Here is a 23,094-nt window from a genome sequence, read left to right as displayed (position 1 = left end):
CTTATAGGGCGGGGATACATGGAGTACAAAAAGTAAGAGAGAAAAACAATTATATTTTTTTCTTGATACTTTTTCTTCTTTATTTAAAAATTCTGTTTCTTGAGGCATGAGCTAATGCTATGGCTACAGCATCGGCAGTGTCGTCCTGAATGATATTAGAACCAGTAAAAAGATTAACCATTTTCATCATAGCATCCTTATTGGCATTACCGTTTCCTGTTATTTGCGATTTTACTTCTTTAGGCTTGTATTCTGTAAAGTCAATATTATTTAAAGTGAGAGCTAATATAATAACGCCTCTTGCCTCTGCTACTTTTATAGCAGTTTTTGTATTTTTTGAAAAAAACAGTTCTTCTATAGCGGCATCACTAGGACTATACTTTTTGATAAGCTCATCTAATTGAGTGTATATAAATGAAAGCCTTTGATTATAATTTTGATTAGAAAAGGTTTCAATGAGCCCCGAATTTACTATTTTGTATGCAGAGTTTTTAGCTTCTATAAAAGCATAACCGCATCTGGCAAATCCGGGGTCTATTCCTAAAGTTATCATGTATATATGATAAAATATTATTCTTCTATTAAGTTATCAGTAATTTCTAAATTAGTAGCAACAGCAGAAACATCATCATGATCTTCAAAAAGTCCGATTATTTTCATAACTTTTTTAGCATCGTTTTCTGCTATAGTCATAGTATTATCAGCGACACGTACTATTTCAGCACTTTCAGGCTCAATACCTTTAGCTTTTAGAGCATCAACTATAGAAGATAATGCCTCCATAGGACCAGTAATACTAAATACTTCTCCGTCCTGTTCTATATCTTCAGCACCAGCATCAAGAACTATATCCATCAAGCTCTCTTCAGTGTTTCCAGCAGCAGGTATAATAACTACAGCTTTTTTCTTAAACTGCCAAGAAACAGCACCGTTTTCAGCTAAGTTTCCGCCGTTTTTACTGAATATAGATCTTATTTCAGCAGCTGTTCTGTTTTTATTGTCTGTAGCAACATCCACTATGATAGCAACTCCTCCCGGAGCATAACCCTCATAAGACATTTCTTCAATATTAGCACCTTCGCCTGCACCAGCTCCTCTTTTTATAGCTCTGTCTATATTATCATTAGGCATGTTAGTACCTTTAGCTTTCACTATAACCATTCTTAATCTAGCATTCTGGTCTGGGTCTGGGCTTCCGCCTTCTTTTACTGCAATTGTGATTTCTTTAGCTATTTTTGACCAAATTTTACCTTTTTTTGAATCATTTGCGGCTTTTTTATGTTTAATACTAGCCCACTTGGAGTGTCCTGACATATTACACCTCTATTTATTAGATTTTTTGTTTAGATAATCATTATATTTGCGTAGATTATATACTAAAAATCAACTATTGTCAACTTTTAATATACACTAAACTGCTATATTGATTTGCTATAACATAATATCTTAAATATATTTTTTTATATCATTATTATAATATTAACAAAAATAAGAACTATATATTACTTAATATGCTTTTAATAAAAATTTAGTTATTTTTAATCATTGAAAAATAAAGCAAATGATTTAAAATATTAATATCAAATTACGGTGTTATGAATATGAAACATCTTTATAAATTAGATAATGCAGCAAAACTTTTTGTTTCTATAAAAAATAAAAAGAATATACCAATATTCAGAGTATCAGCTGTATTAAAAGAAGAAGTTAATCCTCAAAAACTTCAGGAGGCATTAGATATAGCCATAAAACGATATCCCACTCTTGCACTTATGATAAAAAAGGGACTGTTTTGGAATTATTTTGAAGAGAATCACAGAAAGCTTTTAATTCAGGAAGATAAATACTATCCTTGTTATAATATTAACAGTAAATTGAATAATGGATATTTAATAAGAGTAGGATACTATAAATATAGAGTTTTTGCTGAAATATATCATTCGCTTGCTGATGCTGCATCACTTATAAGTTTTTTTAAATCTCTGCTTTATCATTATTTTATACTCACAAATAAAACTATAGATGATAAAAATGAAGATATATTTAAAGATAATATACATACTTTGGCAGACTATGATGACAGCTTTTTAGTTCATACAAAAAATAAAAAGTCTTCAGTAAGAGAGAAAAAAATAAAAAATGTTTATTTAATTAAAGGAAAATCTTTTAAGTTTTATGGTGATAATGTTGTGCATGGCATATTGGATTTAAACAAAGTGAAAGAAGAAAGTAAAAAATATAATGTTACTATAACATCATATTTATTATCATTATTAGCATACTCAATTTATGAAACTAGAATAAAAGATAGACTTGACGGAAAAAATATAGTTGTATGTCTGCCTGTAAATTTGAGGCAGATATTTCCTTCTATAAGTTTAAAAAATTTTTTTGGGGTTGCAAACATTGCTATTGATACAAAAAATAAATTAACTTTTGAAGATATTATAAAAAAAGCAGATAAGGATATGAAAGATAAAATATCTAAAGAAAGGCTTGAAAATTTTATCTATGAAAATACAAAATTAGAAAATAATGTATTAGCTAAATTTATTCCTTTGTTTATAAAAAATTTTGCTGTTAACTTAGCATTTGAACTTTTTGAAGATAAAGTAAAAACTATCACATTATCAAATTTTGGTAATATTACTCTTCCAGAAGATATGAAAGAATATATAAATCATTTTGAGGCGGTAGTATATCCTACAATAAACAGTCCTTTAAATTGCGGAATATGCAGTTTTAATAATAAATTATCAATTACATTTAACAGAACAATTTTAGAAACGGATATAATAAAATACTTTTTTAAATATATATCAAATATAGCAGAAGTAGAAATATATTCTAATGATTTTGGAGTATTATAATATGGCTTATTGTGATAATTGTAAATTAGAAATAGAAACTAATAAAAATATATGTCCTTTATGTCTTAAAGAAATAAACTCTGATAATAAAAAAATAGTATATGAAGAATATCATTCTTATGAATGGTTTTATAAAATGCAGAAAAAAATCAATGCTAAAAAAATAGTATTGTTATCATCATTAATAGCAATTATTGCTTTGATTATAATTAATATCATTTCTAAAAGCAAATATAATTGGGCTGTAATATCCGTATCATCAATAATATTCGGATATTGCAGCTATATATGTTTTACAAATGCATCTTTATATATAAGACAGAAATTATTAATAGAGTTTTTTATGGTTTTACCTTTTATTATAATAGTAGATATTTTCACAGGTTTTCATAAATGGTCATTAAATTATGCTGTATCATATTTATCATTAGCTTTGAATATTACGATATTTTTAACTGCTTTAATTGACAGAAAATATTTTAATGAATATATATCATATATTATATCTGCTTCATTTATATCTATGCTTACTATGATATTTCCTTTGTTTCATTTTTCATATATTGGAAGTTTGATATCATTTGCAGCGGCATTAATAATTATTTTAGCTATGCTCATATTATTTAGAATTGATTTTATCTCATCTCTAAAAAAAATTTTTCATTTATAGTTTAGGAGTATTTTTTATGAAAGAAAATAGTAAAATAACAGAAGATGATGTTAAAGAAAAAATTAGAAAAAAAAATATGATAGGTGATTATCTTACCTATCCAGTTATGGCAATCAATTTCCTTAAATCTGATAAAAAGATAAAACCATTATATTATAAATATAATAATAATAAAGCACAGTATATACTATATTTTGCTCCTCAAATAAAAGAAAATGAATCAGCAAAAAAGCAGGTTATAATATATATATACGGCGGCGGATGGAGAGAAGGGAATGCTAATTTATATAAATTTGTAGGAAGGCGTTTTGCAAAAGAAAAATATCATACAATTTTATTAGGATACAGGCTAACACCTAAATATAAATATCCCTGTCAAATTGAAGATATATTTGAAGGTTTATCTAAAGCATTAGAAGTATTAAAAGAAAAAAATATTGATTATTCAAATATAGTAGTTATAGGTTCATCAGCAGGGGCACATTTGGGAGCTTTGCTTGTTTATAATAAAGAATTGCAAAAAAATTATAATATTGATAATAATATTTTTAAGGGCTATATATCTTTAGGAGGTCCTACAGATTTGAATGTATGTACTAATGAAGTAATATCAGCTATGATTAATCAGTTATTTGAAGAAGGATACGACAGAAAATTGGGAAATCCTTATAATTATATAGACGGAAGTGAAAAAACAAGAGTTTTATGCATACATTCCAGACTTGATCCTATTTGCGATGTACAGAACTCTATTAATTTTTCAAATAAGGTAAATAGTTTTAATGATTCTCTTGCCGATTGTATAATATTTGAAAATAAAAAAATATATCATAATAATTTGGTTAATGGAATATTTTTTAAAGATATGGATAATGAGCATATATTAGATAAAGTATTTAATTGGATAGATAGTTTGTAGTATGTTTATTATTTTATAAAAATAAATGTATTGACAAATTAATTGATGACGATAATAAATAGACAAAATTATAAATGGAAATATATTTTATGAAAAGAAGTTTTGTATATTTATTATTTGTTTTTATGATTTTTATATCAATAAATATCAAAGCAAATGCCGAAGATAATTCTATTATGTCTATGATAAACTCAATGCAAATAGAAGATATAGCTGATATATCAATATCCGATGATAATTCAACTATGACATTTATGCAGCTTGCAGAAAATTATGCAGCTATTATTATGAATAAAAATGCCTCACCAGAACAATTAGAGGCACTAGGAAATATTATAAAAATGTGGATGGATACTATTACCGAAAACTCCTCAAAAGAGCAGATGTTTGATGAATACAGCAGACTTACTTCAACACTTTCTTGTATGTCTATTCACTTAATACTCAGAATAGCAATAAAAGATAATAATATCCCTACAGAATCAGCTCAGAAAAATATTTATGAAACTATTAATAATAAGTTTATACCCTCTTTTGCCGACTTTAAAAATGACGGCTGGAAAACTGAGTTTAATTTTTATGTAATCAATATGTCAGCCGCCGTTTGTAAATGGTATGAAGATAATTCTAAAAAATTAGACTATCCAGACTTTAAAGTATGGAGAGATGGCAGCTTCTAAAAATAAACATTATTCATTATTCAAGGAGGAATTAAATAATGGAAAAAAAAGAAGAGAAAAAAGATCTCAAAAGCCTAATATCTAAATATAAAGAGCAGGCTACTATAGTAATAAGAAAGAATAAAAACATATAATTTTTTATTATTAAGTATTTTAAGTATTATATTTAGAAAACTATTTTATTTATTAATGATTATAATAAATAAAGCATTATTATTTATCCCTCTTAAAAAATGTTTTAAGGGGGATTTTTGTATTATTTTTCATCTATAAAAAATACATAACAGCACCTTGACAAATAAAGTCTTTTAAGTAAAATATTTATAATATTTTAAGGAAAATTTTTTTATGAAAGAGATAGTATTATATAATTCATTAACCAGAGAAAAAGAAGTATTCAAACCTATTAAAGAGGGTGAAGTGGGAATGTACTCCTGCGGACCTACTGTATATAACTATGCTCATATAGGTAATTTCAGAGCTTATGTATTTAGCGATTTACTTAGAAGAGTATTAGAAGATTATGGATATAATGTTAAACTCGTTATGAATTTAACTGATGTTGATGATAAGACTATAAAAAACTCTAAAGAAAATCATATTTCTTTAAATGAATATACTAAAAAATATAAAGAGGCATTCTTTGAAGATATAAAAACTTTGGGAATAAAAAAGGCTTCAGTTAACCCTGCTGCTACTGACCATATAAAAGAAATGATTGATATTATAGAACTTCTCAAAAAAAACGGACATACTTATGAGGCAGACGGTTCAGTATATTTCAAAATAAGCACATTCCCACAATACGGAGAGCTGGCTAATCTTGATAAACAGGAACTTCTTGAAGGAGCTTCCGGACGAGTACTTAATGATGAATACGACAAAGAAAATGCAAGCGACTTTGTACTTTGGAAAGCATATACTGAAGAAGACGGCGATGTTTACTGGGATTCTCCATTTGGTAAAGGAAGACCGGGCTGGCATATAGAATGTTCTGCTATGAGCTGCAAGTATTTAGGTAAGCATTTTGACATACATACTGGAGGAGTTGATAATAAATTCCCTCATCATGAAAATGAAATAGCTCAAAATGAAGCAGCATTTAATGAAAAGTTTGTTAATTATTGGCTTCATTGCGAGCATTTAATAGTTGACGGAGAGAAAATGTCAAAGTCTAAAGGCAATTTTTATACTTTAAGAGATCTGCTTGATAAAGGACTTTCTAAAGAGGCTATAAGATATTCGCTTATAAACTCTCATTACAGAAAACAATTAAATTTCACTATAGAAGGCATTAAACAATCTCAAAGTGCTATTGACAGAGTGAATGATTTTGTATTCAGATTAAAAGATATAAACAAAACTGATACTAATGAAATTAATGATAAATTATCAAAAGAAATAGATGAAGCTAATGATAAATTTTCTGATTCTGTTTATAATGATTTAAATATTTCAGAAGCACTTGGAGTATTATTTACACTTATAAAAAATGCAAATACATCTTTTGATTCTATTAACAATGAAACAAGAGATAAAATGATTAAATTCATAGAAAGAGTAAATAATATAATAAACTGCTTTAAGATAAATGATGAAGAAGAAAACAAAGATGATGAAGAAGAGATTAATAAACTCATAGAAGAACGCAGTCTAGCCAAAAAAGAAAAAAATTATCAAAAAGCAGATGAAATAAGAAATAAATTATTATCTATGGGTATAGAGATAATGGATACTCCTCAGGGTGTAAAGTGGAAAAGGAAATAGTTTTAATAAAATAATATAAAGGTAATTATGTGGATTTATTAAAGAGAACATTTCAGCATATAGAGGGAATCGGTCCTAAAAAAGAAAGTCTCCTATGGGAAGAAGGGGCTATTGATTGGGAGGATACTTTAAAAAATATAGATTACTATGCTATGCCTAAAAGTATCAGAGAAGCTCTAAAAGATGAACTTCCTAGAAGCATTTATAATTATAAAAATAAAAATTATCATTATTTTTTAAAGAGATTTCCCACACCAATTATATACAGACTCTATCCTTTTTTTATGGATAAAATTGTTTTTTTGGACATAGAAACTACTGGTATAAAACCTTCAAAGGCTGATGTTACAGTTATAGGCTGTTATGACGGCAAGGAGATGAAAGTATTTGTTCATGGCAGAAATGAAAATGAATTTCTTGATTATATAAAAAATTATTCTATAGTTTGCACATTTAATGGCTCATGCTTTGATATACCTTTTCTTGAAAGATACTTTGCTACAACAATAAAATGTGCTCAAATAGATTTACGCTTTGTACTTAAAGATCTTGGATATACCGGCGGATTAAAAAAAATAGAACAGGACGTAGGACTTTCAAGAGGCGATGATATGGAAGGCGTTACTGGATATACAGCTGTTTTACTATGGAATTATTATCAGGACACTAAAGATGAAACTGCTATCGATTCACTTATACATTATAATCTGCTGGATACTATAAACCTAGAATATCTTTTATGTTTGGCATACAATAAATATGCTGAAAGCTATAACTCTAGTCTTTTAGAATATAAGCCTCTTCCGCCTATTACCAATTATAAACCAAATAAAAAGCTAATAGATGCATTACATAAAAAACCTTACAAATATGCACCTAAAAGCGAAGATTAATACGCCTGCTCTAATATAGTCATAATAGAATCAAAGTTCATAGCACGAGGAAGTTTGTCCATTCCCTTATACTGCAATGCTAATTCTGCTACTTTATCAAATTTACTTCTGTCTATATTAATTTCATTTAACCTTGTAGGTAAATTAATATTAAGAAGAAATTTCTTTATATGCTGAGACGCCTGATTTGCAATTTCAAAAGGAGTCATTTCCGGGTCTATACCATCTATAACATTAGTAAGAACAATATATTTATCAGGTGCAACCGTAATATAATATTCCATTATATGAGGAAGAAGTATAGAACATACCATTGATTTATTAACAGCATAAACACTATTAATAGCAATAGATAATGCCCTTATAGCTCCCAAACTGCTATGACATGCAGAAGCGGCACATAACATATTTGCTGTAGCTAAAGTTGTTATATTGTCTATATTATTGCTGTCGGCAATAAGTTTTTTAAGCCCCTGCATACTTATTTTCATGGCATGAATTATTAAAGGCTCTGTGATGCTTGTAAGAGTATTGCTCATATATATATCAAAAGACAAAGCAAATACTGATAATGCACTGCTTATAGCATATTTTACTGGAACTGTAGTATATAAAGAAGGGTCTATTATACAGTTTGAAGAAAATACGCTGTCTTCATTGTTTTGCTTATTTACTTCATCATATTTATCATATAGGCACATTCCAGTAGCTATTTCAGACAAAGATCCCAATATTGTAGGAACCGCTATAATAGGCAAAGGCTTATGATATACCGGCTGACCATTAATATAGTCTGAAGCCTCTCCGCTATTAGTTACTACAACTGCTGCTCCTTTTGCTGTATTTTGTATTTTAAAGCCTCCTACAGCAACTATCGATTCTGCCCTGCTGTATCTTACTAAATTAGCAATGATATCAGCAGCATCGCTTGTGCTTGTAGAGTTTACATCAGAATAAACCATTACATTAATAAATTTTTCATTAAGTTTATTAACTATTTGATCTATTAAGCCTGTTTGATTGAAAGAAGCACCATCTGTTACTAATACAGTTCTGCCGCCGTATTTTTTGATAGTGTCTGCAAGACAATCAAGAGAATCAAGTCCAAATGTAATTTTTGTTGGTATATTAAATTCTATTATAGCCATATTATTCTTCTATTTTTTATATTTCTTACTATATATTCGGAAATAAAACCCTTAATTTTAATAGCTGATAAGTAAAATTTATTATGATTTTTTTTAATTATTATATTTGACTTATTATAAATATTTAAGTTTATTTATAATATAAAAAAATATTATGGAAAAAGAATTTTATATAAAAAAGGCTGAAGAATTATACAAAAATAAAGACTATCAAAACCTATTTGATATATATAAAAAGCTTATAGAAATAGAAAAAAATGCTAAATACTATTTCAGAGCGGGATTTGCACTTTATATGCTTGCTGAATATAAAGCTGCTATTAAGTATTTTGAAAAAGCTTTTGATACAGCATTAGAAAACAAAAACAATATTCATTATTATTATTTCTTCTATCTTGGAGCTTCATACAATAATATAAATGAATATAAAAAAGCTATTAAATACTTAAATCTCTCTTTAGAATTATCGCCTTATAATCATAACATACACAGATGGATTGCTTCATCATATTACAGCCTTGCTGAATATAAAAAGGCTCTCAAGTATTATACTAATGCCTTGCATATAGAAGGAAGTACTTCTGAAAATCTTAAATGGATAGGAATATGCCATTACAGACTTCATAACTATGATGAGGCTATAGAATATTTAGAAAAATCTCTACAATATAATGAAAAAAATAAAAAAGATTATCATACAGCATTATGTCTAGGCGTATCATACTATAAAATGGATAAATATAAAAAGGCTATGGAAAATCTATTAGAGGCAAAAGAAATATCTGATAATAATGATGTTATATATTATTATATGGGACTTTGTTCTTTTGCTGTTAAAGACTATATAAATGCTATAGAAAATTTTGATAAGCAGCTTGATATACTTAAAAGAAATAATATATATACCATATGCTACCTTTCAATATGCTATTACAAATTAAAAGATTATAAAAAGCACTTAAAACTTATAAAAAAAGCAAGAGAGATTCAAAAATATAATTATCAAAAATATTCTTTCAGAAAATGCATATAAAAAATAATTTTATTTTGATAAACTTAAGAATTTAAGTATGTATCAATTATATTTTCAGTTTTAAAAACTATCTTATCACCGCATTTTACACTTTTCAAACAATAAGGATCATTGTCTAATATACCTGTGAAATTATCACCATTTATATTTGTAATTTTTACCCACATTCTCTCAGGTACAGCATTTTCTTCCGTAAAAATTAATTTAACATAATCATCAAGTTTTAAAGAATCAATTTCTTTTTGAGGAGGAATTTTAAAAGTGTCTGGATACTCTTTATTTAATTCAAATGCATTTTCTAAATAGAATTTAATCATAATAAAAAACTCCTAAAACAATATTTGTTATCTATACAAGTTCTAATTTTCTAATATTTTTTAAGCTAATATCATTCTTCAAAAGATAGCCTTTTATATCTCGTACCCTTATAGCTTTTTCACTGCTTTCTAAAAGTGTTATAAGCAAATCATTATCTTTATTTATAATTAAATAATCTCCTTTTCTCTCTTCGCTTAATTTTAGATTTTCTTTGTTTGAAAGTATATCAAAAGCCTTTTTATCATCGCTTGTTATAATTTTATAAACTGTATTCTTTGGAAGAGACTGTATATTTTTAGCATTTGTAGGAGTAGAAATGGCACTCATTATTTCTATGCCTATATGAGAAAGCAGATTATTAATTTTGTTTTTTAATAACTCTATATCTACTAAATCAGTTAAACTCACTTCCATATACTCAGCATCACTCTCACAAGCAAAAGGAGTTGGCGGAGTGAATACCACTTTTTCTAATGGGTGAAAACCTTTGCTTAATGATATGCTAGCCCCTGCTATTTTTAAAGCACATATCATCACACGCGATAAATCATGCATACCTAGTAATGAAGATATACCCTCTTTTTTGAATTTCATAAATACTTTATAATTTACAGCAAATATATCTCGTTTTTTTAGAGTTTTTAATTCTTCAGCCATTTGAGTAAAGTTGGTGTTTAAAACTTCTTTTTTGTATTTATGGCAGTATTTTTTATAGTCTATGCCGCAGTTCTGACAATTTCCTGTAAAACAGTATTCTGTAAACTTACCATTTTGAAATCTCTCATATTCTTTATCAAAAAACTTCTGACTTACAAGAGTATCAATGCATTTCCAAGGCATATTTATTTTTCTGCTTAATAATTCTTTTATAGTGTATCCGCTTTCTTCTATTACTTCCTTCCAAATATCATAATTAAAATGTTCAACCCAAGCATCGAATCTTACACCTTTTTTATATGCTTTGTAAATAATATTACCTATTTTTTCATCGCCTCTTGATATTATTCCTTCGATTTCTGCCATTCTTGGAGGGTGATATTTTATAGCAACCTTTGTACCTCTAAAATGATCTCTCACCTTTCCTATATAGTAAATAGCTTCTTCATCTGTAAGCTGATTAGTATTTTCTAAAGGCGTATGAGGCTTTGGTATAAATACATTAATTGCGGCATTGATTTTTACTTTGTTTTTTGACACTTTAATCATCTTTTCAAGTGCTTCTATTATCTCATCAGCTTCTTTATCTGGATTATCAGTAAAGCCTATCATAAAATATATCTTTACTATTTTCCAGCCCATTTTCTGAACATCGGCAAGTATATTGTATATGGCTTCTTCATCCATTTCCTTATTTATTTTTTCTCTTAATTCATGGCTTCCTACTTCTAATGCGAATGTAAGTCCAGTCTTTCTAAACTGAGCTATTCTATTTGCAGTATCTTTATCAAATGAATCTATTCTAAGTGAAGGAAGAGATAAAGAAAATCCCTTATGCTCTCCAAGAGTCTGCAAATACTCTATCAAATCAGCAATATGAGGATAATCATCAGCAGAAAGCGAAAATAAATTTAAAGTATTAGCACCAGTAGCCTCTAATGACTCCATTGATATATCAACAATTTTTTCTATAGTGCGGTTTCTTACAGGGCGGTAAGTAATACCAGCTAAACAGAATCTGCAGCTATGAGTACAGCCTCTAGCTATTTCAACAGATATTCTGTTCTGTATGCCCTCTACAAGGGGAACTAAAGGTTTCTTCACATACGGCATTTCATTAATATTTTCAACAAATATTCTTTTAACATTCTCTCTTGGGTATTTAGGAACATAGGCATACTCAAGTTTTGAAAGCTCTTTTAATATATCATCTCTTTTTGCCCCGTTTTTTTTGAGATTATAAATTATATCAACAAAGTTTTTCATCTCGATATCAAACTCGCCGAATAAAAACACATCTATAAAATCAGCCAATGGGAATGGATTAAATACACTAGGTCCTCCTGCCGCTATTATAGGTACATCTTCTCCCCTCTCATATCTATGTATAGGTATTTGGCTTAATTCTAGCACCTGAAGTATATTTGTATATATAAGCTCATACTGCAAAGTAAATCCCAAAACATCAGCATCTTTTACTCTGCTGAAAGTCTCCAAAGTATAAAGCGGTATATTTTTCTCCCTTAAAAGTTTTTCAAAGTCTTCAGCAACAGCGTATACTCTCTCACATGATGCATATTCAATAGAATTAATAACCTCATAAAGTATAGAAAGCCCCAAATTGCTTATGGCTATTTCGTACATATCCGCAAAGCACATAACAAATTTAAAAGGCATATTTGGTTTTATTATAGCATTTATCTCGCCGCCTAAATATCTAGTTGGTTTTATTATATCCTCACTTTTTACAAGTTCTAGTATTTCATTTTTTAAATTTTCGCTCATTTTATTATAATTATCCTAATTATTTTTTGAATTAGTATTATATAGTAAAGTTTAGTATAATACAAATATATAAATTGTATTATTCAATTAATTGTTTTTTAATTAAAACCATAAAAAAGAGGTCTGCTCAAAAACAAACCTCTTATTATATTTATTTTTAATTATTTATTGTATCAAAAATATCTTTTATAAACATCATCTAAACAGCTGTGTTATATCATTAATAGTGATAAATATAGCAAGTGTTATTAAAAATGCAGCCCCTACAGCCTGTATCTTTGTAAGAACTTTTCTGTCTATAGGACGCCTCATTATAAGCTCTATAAATGAAAATACTATCATACCGCCGTCTACTACTGGAAGAGGAAGAAGATTCATTAAGAAAAGTATTAAACTTATAGTAGCAGTAAATGAAAGTATAGTTCTAAGTCTGTATTCTATATCAACAGAAATAACCTGTGATGAAATCTGTATAATTCTTACAGGTCCGCCCAAATTTTCACGAACTGATAATTTACCAGTAAAAAGAAGTTTAAGTCCGTTTATATAGGAAACCAAATAATTACCAGTTTCTTTAAAAGCTTCAGGTATTGATTTAGGAAAAGGTATGCCGTCAACTCTCTCTACTCTCATAGGAGTACTGTCAAACTCAACTCCCAAACTTCCGTAAGTACCTATAGTCTTTGAAGATACTGGTCTTGGTATAGCCTCTCTTGTAATCTCTTCTCCGTTTCTTATTATAGTTATATTGATTTTTTGAGAAGCATTATCCATCACTATAGGTCTGAAATCTGCTATATTACTTGCACTAATACCGTTTATAGCTATTATTTTATCTCCTGCCATAAGTCCAGCCTCAGAAGCAGCAGAATCGGCAATTACATTTTTTATTATAAGATCATCTCCGAAATATAATCCCAATACTCTCTCTCCGCTCAAAGCCTTAAGCATTTCAACAGAAGGTATAGTTATATTAATAGCTTCACCGTTTCTGTTAATACTGAAAACTATTTCTTCAGCAGCATTTTGTATAGCCTCATCATTTATAGTTTTTAATATATCATTATCTGATTCTACTTTTATGCCGTTTATAGCTGTAATAGTATCTCCGCTTTGCAAGCCATATTCATATGCTAATGTCATACCAGACTTTGAATGCATGTATTTACCATCTCTGAATACTGATACAGTAGGCGAATATAAATCTATTTTTGAAGGCAAAGATACCAATATTGTAAGAAGTAAAAATGCAAATAAATAATTAAAGAAAGGACCAGCAAAATAAACTATTATTCTTTTTAAAGGCGACATATTAAGAAAATCACCTTCTTCTACATTGCCGTCTTCAGAAATCTCTCCCTTAAATTTGCAGTATCCTCCAAAAGGAATAAGCGAAAATCTGAAATCTATTCCTTTAATTTCTCTTTTAAAAAGTATAGGACCAAAACCTATAGAAAAAGCCTCAGCCTTTATTCCAACTGCTAAGCCAGCTAGTAAATGTCCCATCTCATGAACAAATACTAATACACTCAGTAATATAATAGCACCTATCCAACTCAAATTGAACCTCCTGAAATTTATATAAATTTTATATTGTTTTTATTAATAATAATTACTAATAAGTATATATTCGATGTAAATTTATTTCAACAAATATTTACTTAAAATTAAATATTATATCATTATTAATGAATTTACAATAGCTTTACATTATATGTCTTTTAAATATAACAAAACTATTGACAAAAAAGATTAAATTTGTTAGATTTTTGTTTATGAAGCAATTTTTAATTATACTATTATCAGCATGTCTTTTCATATACGGCTGCAATTATAAACCATTAAATCCTATTGGTAATAATACTTCAAATGAAAACACTGAAAATTCGGATAGCGAGAATAATGAAAATTCTGGCAATTCAGGAAATGAAAGCATAGAAAATTCAGCAGAAACTTCAAATAGTGAACAAAATAATAATACACAAATACTTAAAAAAACTATGAATTTTAAATTAAAAATAGAAGGCTCTTCCAGTTCAAAATATTTTGTAAAAAATGACAGTATGTATGCAAGCGTAATTGAAATAGATATCAATAATAAAACGGATTCCTATAATGCTGATTATAACGGCGGATATTATATGTGCAGTAATAATGACTTTGGAAGAACTATGACTACTGGAAAATATATAAAACTTGACAATATGTACTTTGAATATACTGAAGGAAGTGATAAGTTTAATCTTAATTTTTATTTATGGATAGGAGCACAATTTTCTAATTTGATATTAAGAAAAGATATAACCATAGAAATACCTTTAAATAATTTCAACGAAGACATGTATAATAACACAGTATTAATTACATTAAAATTACTTCCAGACAGCGATACATACAGTTTTACTATTGACGGATTTGAAACTAAATAATTTATTTATGTCTTATCATTCATTATCCGATAAACATTTTATTTGATTATATAAAAAATTACTGTATAATAAATAATCATTATTTATACTTAAAAAAGATATTTAATAAATGGCATATAAATCATACATTATAACTCAAAATAGAGAATACTTTTTATCTCATAGTATAGAATATATTTCTTTAAAAAATGCATCTGTAAAAAAGATTTTAAAAAATATAAAAAAAGATGAAAGTTGTATAAATATATTTTTATACGATAATGACAAAAATAAATTATACGGTTACTATGAAATTGATTTAAAAAGTGAAAAAAATGAATACTCAGATAAAGACTATACAAATATTTATATAACTGACAATTATAAAAGAAGACGCGGAATATATTATAAACTTGAAGAAAAATATTCTGACTTTTCTATTTATGAAATAGATTATAAAACATTTTCAAAACTTAAAGACAGATTAATAGTTTTAAATGATAATATATCACAGACATTTTTTTCATGCACTATAGATAATGATATTTTTAAATATCAGGCAATAGAAACTTATCCTTCGCTTTATGTAGCAGAATACGAAAAACATTTTGACTATAAGGCTTATGAAAGTATATATAAAGAATACTTACGTTTATTAAAACATTCAAACAGCGAAAGCAGTAATATAGATAAATATATAGAGCTTGGAAGCTATTTGATGAATATGCTTATTCCAGAAAAAGATTTCAGAGAACATATACTTGAAGGTTTTAGAATAGTTTATCTTCATCTTGATAATAAAAGCGTAAATATACCTTGGGAAATACTTTCTTATGACGGTAAATTTATATCTGAAAATATAATATTTTCTTATACAAATGCCTCAAATATATTTCATCATAATAATAAAATAAATAATAAAAAATTAAAAATGTCCATTATTTCAATACCAAGCGATGATATAACTTATGACAAAAAAGAAATAGATACTATTTTATCACTTCATGACGACATAAAAAATACTGAAATAGATTTATACAGAAAAGAGCATAGTTATTTGGAGTTTATAAAAATACTTGAAAGTTATGATATAGTACATATTATAACACATGGATATAAAAACGGCATCAAATTAAGCGATGACTATATACTAAACTCTGTAGGAGCATTAGAAAATCCTCCGTCTTTAGTTTTTATTAATGCCTGCAACATGGAAGAAACTGATAATAACCTCACAAAATCATTATTATCTTCAGGAGTAGGAACTGTAATATCTGGTGTAGGTGCTTTAGCAGACGGAATGTATATAGACTTTACACACTGTTTTTACAGCAATCTCCTTCATAAGCATACCAGAATAAATACAGCTCAGGCTTATTATTTTGCCTATATTGAGGTAAAAGAATTTTATAAAGGCTTCATACGCTACAGATTTAACGGAGTTCCTGTTTATGTATAAAAAAATAATTAAGATACTTTTTTTAATATCTGCATTGGTATTATTTTCCTGCAATGATAATACTTCCGCTCCTATAAGAAGCAGAAAAATAGCTCCTAAAATATCAACTGTTTTTAAATCTCCCGCTTATAATTTGAGAATAAAATATATAATACTTCACTATACTGCATTAGATGATGATTTGTCTCTGAAAGTTTTAACCGACCCCGGAGTTTCAGCTCATTATTTAATAACAACAAGAGAAAACGATCCTATATACAAACTTGTAGATGATAATAATAGGGCTTGGCATGCTGGGGTTACTATGTTTGATAATAGACTTACTATGAATGATACTTCTATAGGCATAGAAATAGTAAATTTAGGATTTTTAGAGAAAGTTACAAATACTCAGGAACAGTTAAGAAGAATGACAAAAAGAGAAAGAGAAAATTTATTTTTTATTCCTTATGATGAGTATTTAGAGTATAATGAAAGCCAAATACAAAAGGTAGTATACCTTCTTAGAAACTTAATAGATAAATACGGGGTAAAACCTTATAATATATTAGGTCATTCGGATATAGCTCCATACAGAAAAAAAGATCCAGGTCCTAAATTCCCATGGAAAAGGCTTCATGACGAATATAATCTCGGTATGTGGTATGATGAATATGACTACACAAATTTTTTAAACGATAATGAGTATAAAAAGGCTAAAGTTTTGGATATAAAAGAAGAGTTTGTAAAATACGGTTATACTAGCATGCCTACAAATAATATATGGGATTTTGATTCAAGAAAGGTACTTTATGCTTTTCAATGCCATTTCAGACCAGAAAAAATAGACGGCAATATCGATAATGAAAGCTATGCTATTATAAGGGCTTTGAATGAAAAGGTAAAAAAGATTAATGAAATGGAAGAGCGTTCTAAAGCTAATAACTTTCTTACTAATACATTCTATAATAATATATTTATAAGCAATAATATGGTAAGCACAAATTGGAATTATATGTTTACTAACAGCTTATTAAAAAGAAATTGATAGTAATAAACTAATTATCACTTAAAAAAGGATTTTTTATGCTTACAGTTTATATAGCAGCAAGAGATATAGGAAATTATAAAGATAATACAGAAAGACTAAAAGAAGTATTAATAGAAAGTGATATTATATTAGCAGAAAGTTTCAGAGAAGCCACTACACTTTTTAAAGCATTGAACATAAAAAAAGAAAAAGATAGATTAATAGAGTTCAGCGAGCATACAAAAAAGTCTAAGGACATTGATGATATTATAACCAAAATTATAAACTGCAAAACTGTTACTCTCATAAGCGACTGCGGAACACCAGTTTTAGAAGATCCGGGAAGACTGCTTCTTGAATACTGCTACTCTCATAATATAAAAGTACGTCCTATAGCAGGGGTTAGCAGTGTTACAGCGGCTATTATGTGCCTGCCTTTTAATTTTAAAGAGTTTTACTATGCTGGGCTTTTACCTCGTGATGAGAGAGAAAGAGAAAAAAAATTAATGTATTTAAAAAAATTAAATGTTCCTATTATTATTTTAGATACGCCGTACAGACTCAATAAAGTTTTGAATGCTGTAAAAAAAGTTTATTCAAAAGAAAAAGAAGCAGCATTATGTTTGGATATTACAACAGATAATGAAGAGATTGTAATAGATAGTATAAACAATATATGCACAAAATATCAGGATAATAAAAAACGTGAGTTTGTTCTTGTTATAAGCTGATATTAAAAATCATGAAGATAATAAATAAAAAAACGCCTGATAATAATTACCAGACGTTTTATTTTTATGTAATTATATTAATTAAATATTTATTTTAATTTAAAGAAGCTCATAGCATCTTCAAGCTCTCTCGCTTCATTTAATAATGATTCAGCAGCTGATGATGACTGTTCTACTAAAGCGGCATTTTGCTGTGTTACTGTATCCATTTGAGAGACTGCGATATTTACCTGATCTACTCCAGACTGCTGTTCTATTGCTGTGTCGCTTATATCACGCATTATATTTGAAGTCTCTTCTAATTTTTTCTCCAAGTCTTCAAATATCTGCTGAGATTCTTTTGCTTTTTCTGCTGACTTACTAATTTTATCATATATAACATCAATAAGATTTGTTATATCTTTCGCTGAAGTCTGAGAGTTTTGTGCCAAATTTCTTACCTCGCTTGCTACTACAGCAAATCCTTTACCCTGTTCGCCTGCTCTGGCAGCTTCCACTGCTGCATTAAGTGCAAGTATATTTGTCTGAAAAGCAATACCCTCTATAACTTTTGTAATATTTTTTATCTTCTCACTGTCTTCGCTTACTTCTTCTATACTTTTAGTAGTTTCTTCTATTATCACACCGGCATTTTTTATAGAATCCATAGATGCTTTCATCATATTATTGCCTTCTACTGAATGCGAAGTTGACGATTTTATTGTAGAAGCCATCTCCTCCATAGAAGAAGCTGTTTCCTCAAGACTTGCTGCCTGAGATTCTGTTCTTTTAGATAAATCAGCATTTCCATTTGCAAGCTCCTGTGCTGCATGAGTAATCTTTTCTGAAGAAGTATTTACCTGTGAAATAATCTCCGTTAATTTTGTACGCATATTAGCAAATGAATCGAACAATATTCCAAGCTCATCTTTTCTTTTATGTTCATTAGCTGCATAAGTTAAATTTCCGGATTCTATTTCTTTAGCCTCTCTTATAATACTTTCCAAATGTCCCATAAGTCTCTTTATAAATAAATATACAAATATTGTTAATAACACAATAGCAGCTAGAGCAACTATAGAACTAATTAGTATTAATTGTTTATTTACAGCATATATTTCACTGTCAAACATACTCATAGCAACAACCCAATTCATAGTTTTCATTTTATAATATGATCCTGTTCTATTTGCATTTGAATATGTATACGATAATTTTCCATTAACTGAACTGCCGTTAAATGCCTCTTGATAAGCATCAACAACTGAAGTACCTATCTGATCATATATTGTATCCATCATATCTGTTAGTTTTGAATCTATAGCTAATATTCTTCCGCTTTCTCCAAGTGATATATCAGAAAAATATGTATCATATATAAGTTTCCAGTCTATAATGACAAAAACATACCCTATTAAGTTTCCTTCATAATCTTTTATACTGCCGCCTATGGCTATAGAGTGAACTCCTGTATCTTTAGATTTTATCAAATCATCATCATATGTAAACTTGCCATTATTTGACTGCAGTTTTTTCCATAAAGCAGGTCTTCTCTCCGCCATACTTCCAGTTGTGTTTCCTGCAGCATCCATAACAACATTACTGTTCAAATCTGTAACTACAGTATTTATAGAGTATTCATTAGCATTATTAATCTGTTTTAATGCAATCAAAAGATTTCTTAAAGAATCATCATTTCTATTCATTACAGTATCAATAATTGCAGGCATTACTGAATAAGTTTCAGCAAGAGAAAGTTGATTTATTAGTATAGAATCAAATAATTTAGCATAGGCCTGTACGGTATTATCAAAACCTTCAAATCTGCTTCTGCTTATTCCAATATTTGCAAAATTTACCGCTATGAAAAGAATAATCACTATAAGTGCTACCGATATCAATGATATTATAACAGGTATTCTGAAAGATAAACTATGTATTTTTTTCATAATAGACTCCAATTATAAATAAAAAAATTTTAATAATTTCATAAAATATTTAACTATTGATTATATAATATAAATAAATAAAGTATATATATATTAATGTTTTATTCGTTATTTTTTTAAGTTTTTTTAATATAAAATGTTTTTTTCATATTAAAATTAAATTTTTTTTTTACACTTTTTTTAAAAGTTTGATATATTATATATATCAATAGAATTGATTTGTATCTAATTTTATAAATTTTTTTCTTCATAATTTACCTTAATAGCGGACATAATTTTATGTCCGCTGCTTTTTAAAAATACTTTTTTATTTACAAAACATTTTTTACAATAATACATAAATAATTTTTTAATACAAAATGAATAAAATAATAATAGAATACAAAAAAATAAAAAATATTTATATCAGAGTTAAACCAGATTTGAATATATACGTAACTGCCCCAAAAAGAGTTTCAAAAAAATATATATACGAGCTTATAGAAAATAGAAAAGATTGGATTGAAGAAAAAAAAGAAAGCATAAAAAAGAAAAATTTATATGACATAAGCAGAAAAGAATTAATAAACGGAGATAAAATATACTATCTTGGAAAATGTTATGAGTTAAATATATTAAAATCAAAAAAAGAAAACATCATAATAAATGACAATATTATAAATATGTATGTAAATATGAAAGAAGATGAAAATTTTAAAGATGCTGATATAAATAGAAAACATAAACTGCTTGAAACTTGGTATAAAAAAGAAGCATTAAAACTGTTTGATACTCTTTTAAAAAAATATTGCTTAATCATGTCTCTTGAAATAAGAGGCTTTACTGTCAAAAAATTAAAAAGCAAATGGGGCTCATGCGATACTTTAAAAAAATATATTACATTAAACATAGAACTGATGAAATACCCTATCATAGTTTCAGAATATATAGTAATTCATGAATTAGCACATCTTATAGAAGCCAATCACAGTAAAAAATTCTATGAAATTATAAAAAAATATATGCCGGAATATAAAAAAGCAAAGAAAATACTAAATAGTTTTTTTAATGATTTATAAATTAAAGCTATTGAAAAAAATATGATTTATACTATACTTAAAAACACTATTTAATGTAGGCATTAATTTTAACAAGTTTATGAGGTAATATATAATGGAATATAATGAAAAATTATACAATGTATTTTCAAGCGGCGAACAAAGATTGGAATCATGGATGGCTGCAGTATTTTCAAAAGAGTATGATCATAATATTAGTATTGATGAGGTGAGAGAAATACTTTCAGAATCTGATGAGTATATGGTTTTAGAATTTCATGAGATAGAAAAAAGCAATTTTATAAGAGATAAATCAAAATGGGAGATAGCTGTTAAACTTCAGTATTTACCTATGGTAATGGACGAAAGTCATCATGATTGCGGATGCGGGGGACATTGTGAAGATGACGAATGCGGCTGTTCTCATTCTCATAATGAAGAAAGTGAAGAAGAAAATAATGATGAGCTTAGTTTTTATATTGCATTGGTTGATGCTTCATCTGTTACAGAAAATGTACCTGAAATATTTTCTGTAAACACAGTAAGAGAACAAGATTATAATGAAGCATGCGAATGCAAATATGCTGTACATGTATCTACGACATTTGATAATTTTCCTCTTACAGACTATCAAAGACAATTAAAATTCTTAGACAGCTTAGTTCCGGAAGCCTCTATATTTTTGGATATGTCATGCTACACTGCTCATTCCGGTGATTGGCTTTCATATACCTCTACTTTTGCATTGCCTGCTTCTTTGGATTATCTCTATACTATACATGCTGTTTATGATGATGATAAAGATCCAAACAAGGTAGAGTATTGGTTTCATACACATGGTCTTTACAGAGTAGGCTCTATAGAACTTGAAATAGTAGGAGTTGAAGATCCAAATGCTTCTTATGGAGCTCTTTTAAATACCTGTGCTAAAATGTTTATAGAAAGAGGAGTTCCGGAAGCAGGTTTTAAATTCAATCCAGCTTATAATGTTTATGTATGCTGGTTTCCTTGGCAGGAGGCATTAAAAAAACTGAATATTGCTGATGATGTTTCTGGAAGTGCTAAAGATAGAAATGACGGAGTGCATAATACTCCTTCCGGCATACTGCTTGCTGTAGATAAGGACGGTAATTATCATTCTCTTGATTATTATAAAAAAGAACTTACTGATAACCCTATGTTTATGATGAGCTATTTTGAAACTTCGCTTATGAGAGAAGCTGCTTTTGAAAAATTAGAATATTTCTTAGAACTTCTAAATAAAAATAAAGGCGATGAAAAAACTTCTTTTTTGGTAAAGCTAGGATACGGAGAAACTGAAGAAAACCCTAATGATTTGGAGCATTTATGGTTTGATGTTCATGATTTTACCGATGACGGATATTTTGACGCTACTTTAATCAATGAACCATATAAAGATTTAGGTATGCATGAAGGCGACAGAGGAATGCATAGTATAGAAAGACTTACTGACTGGACTATATATTCAGAAGAAGGTGAATACAATTCAAGAAATATTTATTTATTATTTGAATAAGTATTTTTAATATATACTAAATCATAAAAACAATGGGCTTTAATAAGCTCATTGTTTTAACTTTATGTTTACAAAAATAAAATATATCAAATTTCACTATTGTACTTGTTTTAAAACTAATTTTATTATTATTGCACTGCTTATTTGAGCTATGCCAAAAAATAACATTAAGTGTTCATCTTCATAAAAATTTTTGTCATTTGTAAAACTAAATTACTAAACCTTTATTGTTAATAATATATATC

At 27.8% G+C, this 23,094-nt stretch carries 20 protein-coding genes; 13 read left to right on the top strand and 7 right to left on the bottom strand.

Annotation, left to right across the window (positions count from 1 at the left end):
• Window positions 1-79: 79 nt before the first annotated feature.
• Both ruvC and BMUR_RS08275 read right to left on the bottom strand, forming a co-directional pair.
• The gene (ruvC, locus tag BMUR_RS08280) at window positions 80-553 is read right to left on the bottom strand and encodes a crossover junction endodeoxyribonuclease RuvC (RefSeq protein ID WP_013114152.1); all 474 of its coding nucleotides are present in this window, start codon (window positions 551-553) and stop codon (window positions 80-82) included.
• A 17-nt stretch (window positions 554-570) separates the two neighbouring features.
• The gene (locus BMUR_RS08275; protein ID WP_013114151.1) at window positions 571-1,314 is read right to left on the bottom strand and encodes a YebC/PmpR family DNA-binding transcriptional regulator; all 744 of its coding nucleotides are present in this window, start codon (window positions 1,312-1,314) and stop codon (window positions 571-573) included.
• 287 nt (window positions 1,315-1,601) lie between these two features.
• Between BMUR_RS08275 and BMUR_RS08270 the strand changes: the two genes are divergently transcribed.
• The 6 genes from BMUR_RS08270 to BMUR_RS08245 all read left to right on the top strand — a co-directional run bounded on the left by BMUR_RS08270 (window position 1,602) and on the right by BMUR_RS08245 (window position 7,799).
• Window positions 1,602-2,870 (top strand): alcohol acetyltransferase, encoded by a 1,269-nt coding sequence (locus BMUR_RS08270; RefSeq protein WP_041749998.1) that lies wholly within the window; start codon window positions 1,602-1,604, stop codon window positions 2,868-2,870.
• 1 nt (window position 2,871) lies between these two features.
• Window positions 2,872-3,540: a DUF6320 domain-containing protein gene (locus BMUR_RS08265; RefSeq protein WP_013114149.1), complete on the top strand. Its 669-nt coding sequence runs from the start codon at window positions 2,872-2,874 to the stop codon at window positions 3,538-3,540.
• A gap of 16 nt (window positions 3,541-3,556) precedes the next feature.
• Window positions 3,557-4,459 carry an alpha/beta hydrolase gene (locus tag BMUR_RS08260; RefSeq protein WP_013114148.1) on the top strand — a complete coding sequence of 301 codons (903 nt, stop codon included), beginning with the start codon at window positions 3,557-3,559 and terminating at the stop codon, window positions 4,457-4,459.
• Between the two features lie 125 nt (window positions 4,460-4,584).
• Entirely contained in the window at window positions 4,585-5,139 is a 555-nt protein-coding gene (locus tag BMUR_RS08255) for a hypothetical protein (RefSeq protein WP_049768315.1), read from the top strand.
• A gap of 348 nt (window positions 5,140-5,487) precedes the next feature.
• Entirely contained in the window at window positions 5,488-6,906 is a 1,419-nt protein-coding gene (gene cysS, locus BMUR_RS08250; RefSeq protein ID WP_013114145.1) for a cysteine--tRNA ligase, read from the top strand.
• A gap of 29 nt (window positions 6,907-6,935) precedes the next feature.
• Complete coding sequence (locus tag BMUR_RS08245) at window positions 6,936-7,799, top strand: ribonuclease H-like domain-containing protein (protein WP_013114144.1); 864 nt, start codon at window positions 6,936-6,938, stop codon at window positions 7,797-7,799.
• Here the strand turns inward: BMUR_RS08245 and BMUR_RS08240 are convergent.
• Window positions 7,796-8,947: an iron-containing alcohol dehydrogenase gene (locus BMUR_RS08240; protein ID WP_013114143.1), complete on the bottom strand. Its 1,152-nt coding sequence runs from the start codon at window positions 8,945-8,947 to the stop codon at window positions 7,796-7,798. The two genes, BMUR_RS08245 and BMUR_RS08240, sit on opposite strands and share 4 nt — an antisense overlap.
• Before the next feature lie 154 nt (window positions 8,948-9,101).
• Here BMUR_RS08240 and BMUR_RS08235 point away from each other — a divergent pair, with 154 nt between their 5' ends.
• Window positions 9,102-9,980 (top strand): tetratricopeptide repeat protein, encoded by an 879-nt coding sequence (locus tag BMUR_RS08235; protein WP_013114142.1) that lies wholly within the window; start codon window positions 9,102-9,104, stop codon window positions 9,978-9,980.
• A gap of 23 nt (window positions 9,981-10,003) precedes the next feature.
• Here BMUR_RS08235 and BMUR_RS08230 read toward each other — a convergent pair whose 3' ends face one another.
• From BMUR_RS08230 to rseP, 3 genes are all read right to left on the bottom strand, one after another.
• A complete protein-coding gene (locus BMUR_RS08230; RefSeq protein ID WP_013114141.1) occupies window positions 10,004-10,297 on the bottom strand; it encodes a DUF2314 domain-containing protein in 294 nt (97 codons plus the stop codon).
• Between the two features lie 31 nt (window positions 10,298-10,328).
• Window positions 10,329-12,740, bottom strand: a complete 2,412-nt coding sequence (locus tag BMUR_RS08225) for a TIGR03960 family B12-binding radical SAM protein (RefSeq protein ID WP_013114140.1) — start codon at window positions 12,738-12,740, stop codon at window positions 10,329-10,331.
• Between the two features lie 195 nt (window positions 12,741-12,935).
• Entirely contained in the window at window positions 12,936-14,300 is a 1,365-nt protein-coding gene (gene rseP / locus BMUR_RS08220; RefSeq protein ID WP_013114139.1) for an RIP metalloprotease RseP, read from the bottom strand.
• A 215-nt stretch (window positions 14,301-14,515) separates the two neighbouring features.
• Here rseP and BMUR_RS08215 point away from each other — a divergent pair, with 215 nt between their 5' ends.
• The 4 genes from BMUR_RS08215 (at window position 14,516) to BMUR_RS08200 (ending at window position 18,347) form a co-directional block, all read left to right on the top strand.
• Window positions 14,516-15,169: a hypothetical protein gene (locus tag BMUR_RS08215; RefSeq protein ID WP_013114138.1), complete on the top strand. Its 654-nt coding sequence runs from the start codon at window positions 14,516-14,518 to the stop codon at window positions 15,167-15,169.
• Window positions 15,170-15,278: 109 nt separating this feature from the next.
• On the top strand, window positions 15,279-16,607 hold the full coding sequence (locus tag BMUR_RS08210) for a CHAT domain-containing protein (protein ID WP_013114137.1): 1,329 nt from the start codon (window positions 15,279-15,281) through the stop codon (window positions 16,605-16,607).
• A complete protein-coding gene (locus tag BMUR_RS08205; protein ID WP_013114136.1) occupies window positions 16,600-17,634 on the top strand; it encodes an N-acetylmuramoyl-L-alanine amidase in 1,035 nt (344 codons plus the stop codon). Before BMUR_RS08210 ends, BMUR_RS08205 begins: the two co-directional genes overlap by 8 nt.
• 38 nt (window positions 17,635-17,672) lie before the next feature.
• Window positions 17,673-18,347, top strand: coding sequence for an SAM-dependent methyltransferase (locus tag BMUR_RS08200; protein WP_013114135.1), 675 nt, complete (start codon window positions 17,673-17,675; stop codon window positions 18,345-18,347).
• An 89-nt stretch (window positions 18,348-18,436) separates the two neighbouring features.
• Here the strand turns inward: BMUR_RS08200 and BMUR_RS08195 are convergent, their stop codons facing one another.
• Window positions 18,437-20,275, bottom strand: a complete 1,839-nt coding sequence (locus tag BMUR_RS08195) for a methyl-accepting chemotaxis protein (protein ID WP_013114134.1) — start codon at window positions 20,273-20,275, stop codon at window positions 18,437-18,439.
• Window positions 20,276-20,634: 359 nt separating this feature from the next.
• Between BMUR_RS08195 and BMUR_RS08190 the strand changes: the two genes are divergently transcribed.
• The gene (locus BMUR_RS08190) at window positions 20,635-21,333 is read left to right on the top strand and encodes a M48 family metallopeptidase (RefSeq protein WP_013114133.1); all 699 of its coding nucleotides are present in this window, start codon (window positions 20,635-20,637) and stop codon (window positions 21,331-21,333) included.
• 94 nt (window positions 21,334-21,427) lie between these two features.
• Entirely contained in the window at window positions 21,428-22,849 is a 1,422-nt protein-coding gene (locus BMUR_RS08185) for a DUF4026 domain-containing protein (RefSeq protein WP_013114132.1), read from the top strand.
• The last annotated feature ends 245 nt before the right edge of the window (window positions 22,850-23,094 follow it).

The sequence above is a fragment of the Brachyspira murdochii DSM 12563 genome (assembly GCF_000092845.1).
Lineage (GTDB): Bacteria > Spirochaetota > Brachyspiria > Brachyspirales > Brachyspiraceae > Brachyspira > Brachyspira murdochii.
The sequence above is the reverse complement of the archived record's forward strand: the minus strand, read 5'-3'. Positions and strand labels throughout refer to the sequence as shown.

Coding starts and splice junctions, on each gene's coding strand:
- ruvC (WP_013114152.1), bottom strand. CDS start 553: ATGATAACTTTAGGAATAGACCCCGGATTTGCCAGATGCGGTTATGCT.
- BMUR_RS08275 (WP_013114151.1), bottom strand. CDS start 1,314: ATGTCAGGACACTCCAAGTGGGCTAGTATTAAACATAAAAAAGCCGCA.
- BMUR_RS08270 (WP_041749998.1), top strand. CDS start 1,602: ATGAAACATCTTTATAAATTAGATAATGCAGCAAAACTTTTTGTTTCT.
- BMUR_RS08265 (WP_013114149.1), top strand. CDS start 2,872: ATGGCTTATTGTGATAATTGTAAATTAGAAATAGAAACTAATAAAAAT.
- BMUR_RS08260 (WP_013114148.1), top strand. CDS start 3,557: ATGAAAGAAAATAGTAAAATAACAGAAGATGATGTTAAAGAAAAAATT.
- BMUR_RS08255 (WP_049768315.1), top strand. CDS start 4,585: ATGATTTTTATATCAATAAATATCAAAGCAAATGCCGAAGATAATTCT.
- cysS (WP_013114145.1), top strand. CDS start 5,488: ATGAAAGAGATAGTATTATATAATTCATTAACCAGAGAAAAAGAAGTA.
- BMUR_RS08240 (WP_013114143.1), bottom strand. CDS start 8,947: ATGGCTATAATAGAATTTAATATACCAACAAAAATTACATTTGGACTT.
- BMUR_RS08235 (WP_013114142.1), top strand. CDS start 9,102: ATGGAAAAAGAATTTTATATAAAAAAGGCTGAAGAATTATACAAAAAT.
- BMUR_RS08230 (WP_013114141.1), bottom strand. CDS start 10,297: ATGATTAAATTCTATTTAGAAAATGCATTTGAATTAAATAAAGAGTAT.
- BMUR_RS08225 (WP_013114140.1), bottom strand. CDS start 12,740: ATGAGCGAAAATTTAAAAAATGAAATACTAGAACTTGTAAAAAGTGAG.
- BMUR_RS08215 (WP_013114138.1), top strand. CDS start 14,516: ATGAAGCAATTTTTAATTATACTATTATCAGCATGTCTTTTCATATAC.
- BMUR_RS08210 (WP_013114137.1), top strand. CDS start 15,279: ATGGCATATAAATCATACATTATAACTCAAAATAGAGAATACTTTTTA.
- BMUR_RS08205 (WP_013114136.1), top strand. CDS start 16,600: ATGTATAAAAAAATAATTAAGATACTTTTTTTAATATCTGCATTGGTA.
- BMUR_RS08200 (WP_013114135.1), top strand. CDS start 17,673: ATGCTTACAGTTTATATAGCAGCAAGAGATATAGGAAATTATAAAGAT.
- BMUR_RS08195 (WP_013114134.1), bottom strand. CDS start 20,275: ATGAAAAAAATACATAGTTTATCTTTCAGAATACCTGTTATAATATCA.
- BMUR_RS08190 (WP_013114133.1), top strand. CDS start 20,635: ATGAATAAAATAATAATAGAATACAAAAAAATAAAAAATATTTATATC.
- BMUR_RS08185 (WP_013114132.1), top strand. CDS start 21,428: ATGGAATATAATGAAAAATTATACAATGTATTTTCAAGCGGCGAACAA.